The sequence below is a fragment of the Pseudomonas sp. UBA6310 genome (assembly GCF_002438225.1).
Lineage (GTDB): Bacteria > Pseudomonadota > Gammaproteobacteria > Pseudomonadales > Pseudomonadaceae > Pseudomonas_O > Pseudomonas_O kuykendallii.
In genome coordinates this window covers 1-11,436 of sequence record NZ_DJTK01000031.1, presented here as the reverse complement: position 1 = coordinate 11,436, position 11,436 = coordinate 1, and the positions used below count along the sequence as shown (strand labels likewise).

Below are 11,436 nucleotides of genomic sequence, written 5' to 3'. Positions count from 1 at the left end.
TTGAGCAGCGCGCCCGTGGTGACCATCTCGGTGTACAGCAGCGCATGGCGCGAGAGGAGGCGCAGGAAGAACCGGCAATGGCGGTCAGTCCAGTCCATCATCGGCGCGACGGAGAAGCGTCTGCTTGCGGCGCCCTGATGAGCAGGGGATTTTTCTGTCGATTTTTGCAAGGTGGAGCCCGGCGCGAAGCGGTTGATGCATGCGGTATGCAGGTGGATGCACGGCGCGTCGGTCGAGGCGAACGGCCAGATGCGCGCGAAGGAGCGCATTGTAAGGCTTAGCCGGAACAATTGGTGCCTGGGTTATGGGCGGTGGCGCCTTGGCGGGATGGGGTGGGCCTGCGCGAGGCTCAGGGTTTGCGGTCCCTGGGAACCGCGCGCTGTTCCTGCGGGTGCTCCAGCGCCGGCGCGCCGTCGGGCAGCAGGTGCTCGACGCGGTCGACGGTCTCGTTGCCGAGCTTTTCCCAGGCGCGTTCCAGCGCCTTTCGCTGCAGGTCGCGCGGCTCGATGAGCCAGCCGACTTCCAGTTCGCCCTTGTGATCGTGGATCGAGCGCAGGTAGGGAAACAGCGAGGGCTCGCCCTGGTGTTCGAGAACGGCTTCGGCATAGCCAAGCGAGCGGTTCAACCGCGCTATACGGCCTTCGTCGTGCTGATACGCGGTGATCAGGATCTTGTGCATCTCGCGGGGCTCGCTCGGGCGATAAATGGCTGCTCTGGGCGGTAGACCCGGCGAATCGCCGTGCAGTTTCGACGGGCGAGGTCCGCTGATCGGCAAACTGCGCCGGCTCCGGGCCACTGTGGCTCGGCACCGAACGCGTGCCGCTCAGCTCAGCAGCGCCTGGCCCACCGTGCGCACGAGAATGCCCAGCGCGGCGCCGGCCACAGCGGGCTTCCAGACTTTCGCCACGCGCGGACCGGCGGACATCATGATCGCCACGCCGGGAAGATCGAGGGTATGGATCAGCCAGCCGGCGCTGGCGTTGATGAACGCCGTGTCGATCTGGCCACTGCGCTGCATGTCGACCAGCACGCCGAGCACGGCCGTACCGCCGGCCATGCATTTGGTCAGGGTGAGCATGATCACCGCGGGGTCGACGTTCGCCAGTTGCAGGGCCGGTGCGGCGATGGACTCTATCAGGGCGAAACCGCCGGCATCCCTGATCACGCCGACCGCCACCAGCGCCAGCGCGACCATGGGAATGGCCCCGAAGGCGATGCGCACCGCTTCGGCGCCAGCGTGGTTGATAACCGCAATGACGCCCTTGGGGTCGTTGAGGGTCGCGTGAGCCACGCTTTCATCGAGCGTCGCTTCCTCGGACGACAGCTTCCTGCCGAACAGGTAGTAGGTGGCGATAGCCGCAACCAGCCCGCCGAGGATGGACAGCGCGAGTACCCGCCCGAGGTTCAGCCCCAGCGCCATGAGCGGGAACACCACGTTGGCCTGGCCCATGGCGAACACCATCGCCAGGGTGGCGGCGAGATGACGGTCCGAGGTGCCGCGCCGTTCCATCGTGGAGAGCGTCGCCAACGGGGCCGCGAAACTGACGAAGTTCACCTGCAGCAGCGCGAAGACGCTCAATCCGGTAAGGCCGGCGGGGCGCAGCGCGGGGGCGATCTTCGCGACGATCCAGTCCATGATGCCGGCCGCTTCCAGCAGCCTCATGACCGACAGCATGACGACCATGATGGGCAGAAGGACGAACAGGGCGAGTTCAACGGCCGATCGGCCAGCCGTCATGATGATGCTGATGATGTCCACGGGAGTTTCCGGTCAGTGCCCTGGCGTGCGGGTTTCAGAGGGGCGGTGATACTACCGGATATGAAAGCGTTTTATCGGGGAGCGACCTTGCATTGTCTGCGCCCACCGCCCTCGGCAGCCTGTGTCACGCGATGGCCGGGTACTCGCCGGTGCCGTCCGGCCATTCGCTCAGTACCTGGAAGCCGTCTTCGGTGACGGCCACCATGTGTTCCCACTGCGCCGACAGGGACTGATCCTTGGTGACCACGGTCCAGCCGTCCGGAAGCTGCACCACGTGGCGCTTGCCGGCGTTCAGCATGGGCTCGATGGTGAAGATCATCCCGGTTTTCAACCTAGTCCCCTGACCGGGATGGCCGTAGTGAAGAATCTGCAGTTCGTCGTGATAGATCCGCCCGATACCGTGGCCGCAGTACTCGCGGACCACGCTGAAGCCGGCGTCCTGCGCCACCGTCTGGATGGCATGACCGATGTCGCCGGTGGTGGCGCCCGGGCGGACGACCCTGATGCCGGCGCACAGGGCGTTGTAGGTGGTGGTCACCAGCCGGCGCGCTTCCGGGGATGGCTCGCCCACCAGGTACATGCGGCTGGTATCGCCGTACCAGCCGTCCTTCACCACCGCGACGTCGATGTTCACGATGTCTCCGTCGCGCAGCACCCGCGCAGAGGGAATGCCATGGCAGACCGTCTGGTTGACGGATACGCACAGGGTTTTCGAGTACCCGTGATAGCCCACGTTGCCCGGAATGGCTTTCAACTCGTCGACGATGAAGGCATTGCACAACTGGTCGAGCGAATCGGTGGTGACGCCTGCTTTCACGTGCGGCGCGATCATCGCCAGCACCTGCGCCGCCAGGGCACCCGCGGCACCTGAGCGGGCGATCTCGTCGGCGGTGTGAATGACCACGGCCGGCCTCATGGCGCCACCTCCGGTGCCGAATCCGCCGCGGTGCGTTCTTCGAGCTCGCACAGCCGGCTCAGGTTGAAGCCGCCAGCCTGTTCGGCACGTACCAGCAACCGACAGATCGCCCGGTGATCGAGATCGGGGTGCAGCTCGGCAAGCATGCCCATGCGCATCCAGTGTTCGGCCTGGGCGTTGATCGAACGGGACAAGGCGGTGCTGGCGATGCGCAGATTCTCGTGCATCTCTTCGGAAATCTTCACGATACCCATGGTGAGCCTTATACGAAACGACTATGGATCGTATATTAGTGGCTGACGATGAGGTTCGCAATTCGGGCCTGACCCGCGAGGCGCCAGCCTTTGCTCTGGCCACCTCGATGCACGACTCCCGCATGCCGCGAGCCGGCGCATCGCGACCCGCACCGAGTTCCTCAGGAGGCGGCGGCCGCTTCACCGATCAGGCGGATCAGTCGGGCGGACGCCTCGTTCGGATTCGGGTTGGCCCGGTGGACAAGGCCGATATCGCGATGGAAGGTATGGCTGCCGAGATCCACGGCGCGTACCGATGCCGGCCAGCGGCGGTAGGTTGCGGCCTGCGGAACCAGCGCGACGCCAACGCCATTCGCCACCAGGGCGACGATGGCCTCCTGCTCGTCGAGTTCGCAGACATCCCGCACGGGAAGATGCATCTGTCGCAGGAAACGCTCGACCTGCCGGCCACCGAACGAGGAGCGGTCGTAGCGAATGAACGGCTGGCTGGACAGCAGCTCCGCCCAGTCATCGCCTCGCACGTCGCGCGGGACCAGCAGGCGGTAAGGCTCGCAGGCCAGGGTCGTCCACTGCAGATCGCTCTGCAGCGAGAAGGGCGGACGGATGACCGCCGCCATGTCGATCTCGCCGGCGTCCACCAGGTTGACAAGTTCCATCGACAAACCGGGAAGCACGCGGGTACGACAGTGCGGATTCTCCCGGTGAAACCTCGCCAGCACGCCCGGCAGCAGCGCGCGTTGAACCGAGGCGATGGCGCCGACGCCGACCAGCGCATCGGCCGGCGAGCCGTTTGGCGTGGCGCCGAGGCCGGCATAGAGACGGATCAGTTCCTGCGCCTGTGAAAGCGTCTGCCGCCCCCGCGCGTTGAGCTGCGCCGCGCGGCCCTTGCGGTCGAAGAGTTCGTAGCCCAGTTCGCGCTCCAGGCGTTGCATCTGGGCGCTGACCGCGGCCTGCGTCAGCCCGATCTGCTTGCCGGCGGCGGCGAAGGTGCCTTCTCGGGACACGGCGATGAAGGTCTTCAGCTCGCGAATCATTCGATCAATCCTGTTTGTGAATCTGAGAAATATATATTGTTTTTATTAATGGAAGTCGCTCATTAGGATGGGTCGAAAACCCATGAGAAGCCTGGAGTGCCGATGAGCCTTTCACCGTTCCACCTTGCGATCCCCGTGCACGACCTTGCCGCCGCGCGCACCTTCTATGGTGAAACCTTCGGTCTGGAGGAGGGCCGTTCGAGCGCGCACTGGGTCGACTTCAACTTCTACGGCCACCAACTGGTGATCCACGAACACCCCGAGACCGATTCGCAGCGCCATGCCGGGACCAACGCGGTGGACGGCCACGACGTGCCCGTGCCGCATTTCGGTATCGTGCTGCAGTGGGACGAATGGGAAGCACTGGCCGATCGGTTGAAATCCTTCGGAACCCGGTTCGTGATCGAACCCTACATTCGTTTCCAGGGGCAGGTCGGCGAACAGGCGACGATGTTTCTCTTCGATCCCTGCGGCAACGCGCTGGAGTTCAAGGCGTTCAAGGACATCGGCCAGCTCTTCGCGAAGTAGGCACGGCGGGCGCATCCGTAGTCCAGATGCGCCCTCGTGAAGGGCCGCGCATTGCGCGGCGAGCGGGAGCCTCAGCCGCGTGACAGCGGCGGGGTGCGCGGTGGTATCGCTCGCCGGGTGCCGCTCGACTCGAACGCCGATGCCAGGCGCAGCAGGTGCGAGTCGTCGTAGGCGCGGCCTGCGAAGGTCAGCCCGACCGGCATGCCGATGTCCGCCATTACCCCCATCGGCACCGTGACCGTCGGCACGCCCAGATGGCGGATCGCAAGGTTGCCGTTGGCGACCCAGACGCCGTTGCTCCAGGCGATGTCCGCCGAAACCGGGTTCACGTCGGCGTCGGCCGGGCCCACATCGGCGACTGTCGGGAACAGCACGGCGTCCAGGCCGAGCGCGTCCATCCAGTCTTCCAGATCGATCTGGCGCGTCCGCTCCAGCCCGCGCAGGCCGTCGGGTAGCGTGGCGATACGGTCCCACGGGGTGATGCCGCGCTCGGCCATCTTCACGTATTCGTCCATGCCGGCCGCCAGGTCGTCCTCGCGGTTGGGCAGGGTGCCGGGATCGTGGGGAAAGATCTGCGGGCCGTCCACGTCGACCAGGCGGTTGAGCTTGGGATCGCCGTTGGCGCGCAGGAAGTCGTCGAACGCCCAGGCGCTCAACGCCCACAGCTCGTCATGGAGAAATTCCGGCGACACCAGGCCGCGAGTGAACACCGTCGGCGCGCCGGGACGGTCGCCTTCGCAGTTCGACACCAGCGGGAAATCCACGTCGACGACCTCTGCACCGGCGGCTTCCAGGGTCCGGCGCGCCTGCTCCCAGAGGTCGATCACCGAGGCACGGGTCTCTATGCGTTGCCCGGTCGGGCCTCCGATGCCGGGCTTTTCGCTGGTGCCGGCGGCGGGGTCGGCGTTGATGTACATGCGCGGCACCCCGAAGCGTTTGCCCGCCAGCGCGTCGCTGCCGGCTGCCAGCTTCGGATAGGACGCGGGGCGCACCGAGGCGACGTCCGGGATCGGCACCCAGGGCTGCAGCCGCCAGAGGTCGCCGCGAGTGTCGGGGTCTTCGGCCACCACCACGTCGAGCACCTCCAGCAGGTCGGCCATGGTCCTGGCGTACGGCACCACGACGTCCATGGTCGGCGTCAGCGGCCAGTTTCCGCGCACCGAGATCACCCCGCGCGACGGCGTATAGGCGCACAGGCCGTTGTTCGACGCGGGGCCCCGTCCGCTCGACCAGGTTTCCTCGGCCAGGCCGAAGGCGGCGAAGCTGGCGGCGGTCGCGGTGCCGGCGCCATTCGAGGAGCCCGAGGCGAACGGCGCGGTGAGGTAGGCGGCGTTGTAGGGACTTTCCGCGCGGCCATAGACGCCGCGCTGCATGCCGCCGTTGGCCATCGGCGGCATGTTGGTCTTGCCCAGGCAGATCGCGCCGGCGGCGCGCAGGCGTTCGATGGTGAAGGCATCGCGCTGGGCGACGAGATCCTTGAAGGCCGGGCTGCCGGAGGCGGCGGTCAGCCCCTTCACCAGGTAGCTGTCCTTGGCGGTATAGGGAATGCCGTCCAGCGGGCCGAGCGTTTCGCCGCGGGCGCGACGGGCGTCGGACGCCTCGGCCTCGGCCAGCGCATCGGGGTTGCGAACCACCACCGCATTCAGCGCGGTGGGCGTTTCGGGGCCGTCGTAGGCGTCGATCCTGGCGAGATACGCCTTTACCAGCTCGACCGCCGTGGTCCGGCCGGACTCGAGCGCAGCACGCAGCTCGGCAATGCAAACCTCGGTTACTTCAAACATGCGGGCACCGCTTCGTAGTGTGGGTTCATGCGGCGAGCCGCCTTTTTTCCTGACCTCGATTATTCCAGAAACGCTGCGGGCGGCGCTCGCCGTCTTCTATCCGCGGCGCCGCGCGTTCCACAGGAAGGCCGCCAGCGCGGTGGTTGGGAGTGCCGCACCGAGCAGCGCCACGGCAGGCCAGCCGGCCGCTTCGTAGAGCGGACTGGCGACGGCCGAGCCGAAGGCGCCGCCGACGAAGATGCTGGTCATGTACAGCGCGTTCAGCCGGGCACGGCTCTTCGGGTCCAGCGCATAGATTTCGCGCTGACCGAGGACCATGTTCATCTGCACGGCGAAATCCAGCAGCACGCCGGTGATCGCCAGGCCGACCACGCTGTAGCCCGGCCCACTCACGCCGAGCAGGAACGCCAGCGGTGCCAGCCCCATGGCGAGCATCGAGGCGCGGCGCGTGTGGCCGGCGTCCGCCAGGCGGCCGGCGAGGGGCGCGGCGATCGCACCGATCGCGCCGACCAGGGCGAACACCGCGATGGCGCTCTGCGACAGCCCGTGCTGGCGCGCCAGCTCGATCGGCGCGGTGGTCCAGAACAGGCTGAAGCCGGCGAACATCAAGCCCTGATACAGCGCGCGCTGGCGCAGTACCGGCTGGCTGCGAAGCAGGCCGATGAGCGAGTTCAGCAGTTGCGCGTAGCTGGCCTTGTGGTCCGGCTCGTGGCGCGGAATGGTGAAGAAGATCACCAGCATGATCGCCAGCATCACCGCCGCCGCAGCGAGGTACACCGCGCGCCAGCCGAAATGGTCGGCGATCACGCTGGCCAGGGGGCGGGCCAGCAGGATGCCCAGCAGCAGGCCGCCCATGATGTTGCCGACGACGCGTCCGCGGGTCGCTTCCGGCGCCAGGTGCGCGGCGAGCGGCACCAGGATCTGCACCGACACCGAGCTGAAGCCGATCAGCAGCGACAGCGCCAGGAAGGTGTTCGGCTGGCTGGAAAAGCCCGCGGCCAGCAGGCTCGCGGTGGCGACCAGCGCGGTCGCCAGCATCACCTTACGGTTCTCCAGCAGGTCGGCCAGCGGGACCAGGAACAGCAGCCCCGCCGCGTAGCCGATCTGGGTCAGCGAGACGATCAGGCTGGCGCCATGCGGCGAAAGCCCCACCGCGGGCGCGATGAGCGCCACGATCGGCTGGGCGTAGTAGAGGTTGGCCACGATGGCGCCGCAGCAGAAGGCGAACAGCAGCACCATGCCCTGGGTGAGCGGGTGGGGAGCGGCGGCCGAGTGGGATGTTGAATCGGTCATGTCGGGTTCTCGGTGAACGAAAAGGGTGAAGCCACGTTAAGTCAGGAGGTCGTGGGGGAGAATCGGGTCGCCGTGCAATGCAGCATTGCTCTCGGCACAACGTTCAGTGTCGCTGGAGCAGGTCCTCGAGCCAGTCGAGAAACGCCGCGACCCGTGCCGAGCCGCGTTGGTTGGGCAGGAAGAGGGCGTTGATGCTGGCTTGCGCCTCGCCCGGGTTGATCTGCTGCCCGGCGAGCAGGCGGACCAGCCGACCGCCGTCGACGTCCTCGCGCACCAGCCAGTCGGCCAGCAGGACGATGCCGGCGCCGTCGAGCGCCATGCGACGCAGCACATCGGCGTTGTTGCTCTTGAAGCGGCCCTGGACGTCGACGCGAACCTCTTCGCCGGCCTGGCGGAAGGTCCACGCCGGGCAGCCGTTGGCGTAGTCGAAGCGCAGGCAGGCGTGGGCCAGGAGGTCGCCAGGGCGATCTATCGGCGGGTGCGCGGCCAGATAATCCGGGCTCGCCAGCAGCCAGCGCTGAAAATGCCCGAGCGTGCGGCTGATCACGTCCGCGCTGACCACCAGGCTGCCGAGGCGCACCGATACGTCGACCCGTTCGCTCTGCAGGTCCACCACCTCGTCGGTGAGCGTCATGCTCAGCTCGATGCGCGGGTAACGCTGCAGGAAGTCCATCAGCTGCGGCGCGATGATCTGCCGGCCGAACTCCACCGGCACGCTGATGCGCAGCTGCCCGCCGGGTTCGCTGCCGCGGTCGGCGACGGCGGCGTCCGCCCGTTCGACCGCGGCGAGTATGTCGCGGGCATGCTGGTAATAGGCGTTGCCCGCCTCGGTGACGCTGACCCGGCGGGTCGAGCGGTTGAGCAGGGCGGCGCCCAGCTCAGCTTCCAGGTTGTCGATGGTCCGCGTCACCGAGGAGGTGGCCACGCCGAGCTGGCGCGCGGCGGCGGAAAACCCGGCGGCTTCGACGGCTCCGACGAACATCCTCAACGCCAGCAGCTTGTCCATGTGCACTCGTTGCCCGTGGCGAAAACAGGCTGCAAGCATACCGGCGCAGACGCCCTTGGAAACACCGCCAGGCGGCGCGCCCGGAAATAAGCACATTCGTCCAATTCGCCGAAGGCAGCGATCACTAGGGTATTGCCGAGTATCGAGCGCGTTGCGATGCACGGGCTGCTCGATCCAAACCCTTGCTACCCAGGAGTGAATCATGAGCACTGCCAAACCTTACAGCCGCCTCAACAAGGACGACGCCGTCGTTCTGCTGGTCGACCACCAGACCGGTCTCATCTCGCTGGTACAGGATTTCTCGCCGAACGAGTTCAAGAACAACGTGCTGGCGCTGGGCGATCTGGCCAAGTTCTTCAAACTGCCGACCATCCTCACCACCAGCTTCGAAAACGGACCCAACGGCCCGATGGTTCCGGAACTCAAGGAGCTGTTCCCCGATGCGCCGTACATTCCGCGTCCGGGCCAGATCAACGCCTGGGACAACGAAGATTTCGTCAAGGCCGTCAAGGCCACCGGCCGCAAGCAACTGATCATCGCCGGCGTCGTGACCGACGTTTGCGTGGCGTTCCCAACCCTGTCGGCGCTGGCCGAGGGCTTCGAGGTGTTCGTCGTGACCGACGCCTCCGGCACCTTCAACGAAACCGTGCAACAGGCCGCCTGGGCACGCATGACCGCTGCCGGCGCCCAGCTGGTGAACTGGTTCTCGGTCGCCTGCGAGCTGCAGATCGACTGGCGCAACGACATGGAAGGCCTGGCCAACCTGCTGTCGCCGCGCATTCCGAACTACCGCAACCTGATGAACAGCTACTCGGCGCTGACCGCCAAGTAATACCGCTGTCACTTCGAGACGAATGCCCGCCGCGTGCGGGCATTTTTCTGCCCGGATGAGTGGGCTACCGCGTGCCGGAGTGACGGCAGTCAGGCGGTTGTCATCGGGATGGACTACCGTTGAGGCAGCTACGCCCCTCATCTGTCGACGGAGACATTGGTTATGCCGGAAGAAGCGGAACTCAGTAATGCATCGCGGGGCGATTCCCCGGACGCCGACTGGTTGATACGCAAGGTCATACTGCTCGCCAACATGGGCATCCCTACGCCCATCACCCTGACCATCCCGGCCGGGCTGGTCTCCGGCATCCTCATCAGCGGCAAGGAATACCTGGACGCGTTCCACGCGCAGCTCACTGGCTACTTGGATCAGGCCGCCGCGGCGAAGATGCTCGAATACGTGCAGGAGTGGAAGGCCATCTACGAAGTTCCGGTCAAGGGCGACGATGAGAAGAACATCGCCTACATCCACCTGCGCGACGCCAAGGTCTTCACCGGCGGCCAGTTCGTGCCCACCAACGAAGGCGTGCTGTGGCGCGGCAAGATCACCTCGATCAGCGGTTTCACCATCGGCATCGTCGACGAGACCGACTGACGGTTCAGCGGCAGACGCAAGCCCCGCCCAGGCGGGGCTTTTTCATGGGCGAAGGGGCGAGCGGCCGATAGGCAGTTATCGGGGGAGGCCGCGCGTTCAAAGGCTCGGGAGCAGTTGGCGGATGTGTTCGGCCAGCGCGTCCACCAGCGGCGTCGGTTGCCCCTGGCCGAACCTCAGGGCGATGCCGACGCTGGGTAGCGCGGGCAGGGCGGCGTCGCCGGCGAGTATCTGCAGGTCGGCTGGCACCGCGGTCTGGGTCAGTACCGCCACGGCCTGGCCGGAGCGTACCAGGGCGATCAGCCCGGCCAGGCTGCTGCTGGCATACGCGATGCGGTACTCGCGGCCGACCGCGCGCAAGGCGTTGCAGGCGGCCAGGTGATCGAGGGTGTCGGGCTGCGAAAGCGCCAGCGGCAGGGGCGCGAAATCCGCCGCCCCGGTGCCCGGACAACCGACCCAGACCAGCGGCTCGCGCCGGATCACCGCCTCGTCGCTGACTTCGGCCAGCGAAATCAGCGCCAGGTCCAGGGCGTGTCTGTCGATCTGTTCGAGCAGGCGCGGCGTCGGCGCGCAGACCACTTCCACCGATGCCTGCGGGTGCTGGCTGGCGAAGCCGCGTAACAGGTGCGGCAGGAACACCGCGGCGTAATCGTCCGGGCAACCGAAGCGCAGCGTCCCGGAAAGGCCCTTGCCGGACAGCTCGGCCATTGCCTCGTCGTGGTGGCGCAGAATGCGCTGCGCGTGATTGAGCAGGCGCTCGCCCTGGTGGGTCAGCAGCACGCCGCGTCCGGTGCGTTGCAGCAGGGGCTGTTCGACGATCTCCTCAAGACGGCGGACCTGCTGGCTCAATGCCGACTGGGTGCGGCCGATACGTTCCGCCGCGCGGCTGAGCGAGCGGGCCTCGGCGATCATCACGAAGGAGCGCAACAGGTCGATGTCCAGCGAAAGCGCCACGGTATAAGCCTCCCTGCTGGCTCGTATAAGAACTATTCGTTTCAGTTAATACTTTTGGTCTTCCTAGACTGCAAGTCCCCGATGCCCGACTGCAAGGTGATGGCCCATGTCCGAGAACGACGATCCGACCTTCTGGCGCAACGCCCGCCAGCACCTGATCCGCTACGGCGGCACCTTCGAGCCGCTGATCATCGAGCGCGCCGCCGGCAGCTTCGTCTACGACGCCGACGACCGCGCGATCCTCGATTTCACCTCCGGGCAGATGAGCGCGGTGCTCGGCCACTGCCACCCGGACATCAGCGCGGTGATCGGCGAGTACGCGCAGCGGCTCGATCACCTGTTCAGCGGCATGCTCTCGCGCCCGGTAGTGGAACTGGCGACGCGCCTCGCCGAGAAGACGCCGGCCGGGCTGGACCGCGCCATGCTGCTCAGCACCGGCGCGGAATCCAACGAGGCGGTGATCCGGATGGCCAAGCTGGTCACCGGCA

14 protein-coding genes are annotated in these 11,436 nt (G+C 66.6%); 4 read left to right on the top strand and 10 right to left on the bottom strand.

The window, feature by feature from the left end; genetic code table 11:
• The 6 genes from B3E91_RS06840 to B3E91_RS06815 all read right to left on the bottom strand — a co-directional run.
• Positions 1–269, bottom strand: a 269-nt coding sequence (locus tag B3E91_RS06840; protein WP_287028828.1) for a tRNA-dihydrouridine synthase, incomplete at its 3' end; no start/stop codon positions are given.
• Positions 270–349: 80 nt separating this feature from the next.
• A complete protein-coding gene (locus B3E91_RS06835; protein WP_287028827.1) occupies positions 350–679 on the bottom strand; it encodes a hypothetical protein in 330 nt (109 codons plus the stop codon).
• Between the two features lie 144 nt (positions 680–823).
• Entirely contained in the window at positions 824–1,759 is a 936-nt protein-coding gene (locus B3E91_RS06830; RefSeq protein WP_287028826.1) for a hypothetical protein, read from the bottom strand.
• 124 nt (positions 1,760–1,883) lie between these two features.
• A complete protein-coding gene (gene map / locus B3E91_RS06825; RefSeq protein WP_287028825.1) occupies positions 1,884–2,675 on the bottom strand; it encodes a type I methionyl aminopeptidase in 792 nt (263 codons plus the stop codon).
• Positions 2,672–2,929 (bottom strand): ParD-like family protein, encoded by a 258-nt coding sequence (locus B3E91_RS06820; RefSeq protein ID WP_287028824.1) that lies wholly within the window; start codon positions 2,927–2,929, stop codon positions 2,672–2,674. Before B3E91_RS06820 ends, map begins: the two co-directional genes overlap by 4 nt.
• 161 nt (positions 2,930–3,090) lie before the next feature.
• Entirely contained in the window at positions 3,091–3,963 is an 873-nt protein-coding gene (locus B3E91_RS06815; RefSeq protein ID WP_287028823.1) for a LysR family transcriptional regulator, read from the bottom strand.
• A 102-nt stretch (positions 3,964–4,065) separates the two neighbouring features.
• Between B3E91_RS06815 and B3E91_RS06810 the strand changes: the two genes are divergently transcribed.
• Positions 4,066–4,491 carry a VOC family protein gene (locus B3E91_RS06810; protein WP_287028822.1) on the top strand — a complete coding sequence of 142 codons (426 nt, stop codon included), beginning with the start codon at positions 4,066–4,068 and terminating at the stop codon, positions 4,489–4,491.
• A gap of 71 nt (positions 4,492–4,562) precedes the next feature.
• On the opposite strand, the gene B3E91_RS06805 is transcribed toward B3E91_RS06810, so the two are convergent.
• From B3E91_RS06805 to B3E91_RS06795, 3 genes are all read right to left on the bottom strand, one after another.
• Positions 4,563–6,272, bottom strand: a complete 1,710-nt coding sequence (locus B3E91_RS06805; protein WP_287028821.1) for an amidase — start codon at positions 6,270–6,272, stop codon at positions 4,563–4,565.
• A gap of 96 nt (positions 6,273–6,368) precedes the next feature.
• Positions 6,369–7,565, bottom strand: a complete 1,197-nt coding sequence (locus tag B3E91_RS06800; protein WP_287028820.1) for an MFS transporter — start codon at positions 7,563–7,565, stop codon at positions 6,369–6,371.
• A 103-nt stretch (positions 7,566–7,668) separates the two neighbouring features.
• On the bottom strand, positions 7,669–8,571 hold the full coding sequence (locus B3E91_RS06795; RefSeq protein WP_287028819.1) for a LysR family transcriptional regulator: 903 nt from the start codon (positions 8,569–8,571) through the stop codon (positions 7,669–7,671).
• Between the two features lie 202 nt (positions 8,572–8,773).
• Between B3E91_RS06795 and ycaC the strand changes: the two genes are divergently transcribed.
• Both ycaC and B3E91_RS06785 read left to right on the top strand, forming a co-directional pair.
• Complete coding sequence (gene ycaC, locus B3E91_RS06790; protein ID WP_273229146.1) at positions 8,774–9,403, top strand: isochorismate family cysteine hydrolase YcaC; 630 nt, start codon at positions 8,774–8,776, stop codon at positions 9,401–9,403.
• A gap of 162 nt (positions 9,404–9,565) precedes the next feature.
• The gene (locus B3E91_RS06785; protein ID WP_287028818.1) at positions 9,566–9,997 is read left to right on the top strand and encodes a hypothetical protein; all 432 of its coding nucleotides are present in this window, start codon (positions 9,566–9,568) and stop codon (positions 9,995–9,997) included.
• A gap of 96 nt (positions 9,998–10,093) precedes the next feature.
• Here B3E91_RS06785 and B3E91_RS06780 read toward each other — a convergent pair whose 3' ends face one another.
• A complete protein-coding gene (locus B3E91_RS06780; RefSeq protein ID WP_287028817.1) occupies positions 10,094–10,948 on the bottom strand; it encodes a LysR substrate-binding domain-containing protein in 855 nt (284 codons plus the stop codon).
• A gap of 106 nt (positions 10,949–11,054) precedes the next feature.
• Between B3E91_RS06780 and B3E91_RS06775 the strand changes: the two genes are divergently transcribed.
• Positions 11,055–11,436 (top strand): aminotransferase class III-fold pyridoxal phosphate-dependent enzyme (locus B3E91_RS06775; RefSeq protein WP_287028816.1); only part of this gene is annotated, 382 nt, incomplete at its 3' end.

Bases quoted from the DNA above. Each gene is read 5' to 3' on its own strand.
- B3E91_RS06835 (WP_287028827.1), bottom strand. From the start codon at position 679: ATGCACAAGATCCTGATCACCGCGTATCAGCACGACGAAGGCCGTATA.
- map (WP_287028825.1), bottom strand. From the start codon at position 2,675: ATGAGGCCGGCCGTGGTCATTCACACCGCCGACGAGATCGCCCGCTCA.
- B3E91_RS06820 (WP_287028824.1), bottom strand. From the start codon at position 2,929: ATGGGTATCGTGAAGATTTCCGAAGAGATGCACGAGAATCTGCGCATC.
- B3E91_RS06815 (WP_287028823.1), bottom strand. From the start codon at position 3,963: ATGATTCGCGAGCTGAAGACCTTCATCGCCGTGTCCCGAGAAGGCACC.
- B3E91_RS06810 (WP_287028822.1), top strand. From the start codon at position 4,066: ATGAGCCTTTCACCGTTCCACCTTGCGATCCCCGTGCACGACCTTGCC.
- B3E91_RS06805 (WP_287028821.1), bottom strand. From the start codon at position 6,272: ATGTTTGAAGTAACCGAGGTTTGCATTGCCGAGCTGCGTGCTGCGCTC.
- B3E91_RS06800 (WP_287028820.1), bottom strand. From the start codon at position 7,565: ATGACCGATTCAACATCCCACTCGGCCGCCGCTCCCCACCCGCTCACC.
- B3E91_RS06795 (WP_287028819.1), bottom strand. From the start codon at position 8,571: ATGGACAAGCTGCTGGCGTTGAGGATGTTCGTCGGAGCCGTCGAAGCC.
- ycaC (WP_273229146.1), top strand. From the start codon at position 8,774: ATGAGCACTGCCAAACCTTACAGCCGCCTCAACAAGGACGACGCCGTC.
- B3E91_RS06785 (WP_287028818.1), top strand. From the start codon at position 9,566: ATGCCGGAAGAAGCGGAACTCAGTAATGCATCGCGGGGCGATTCCCCG.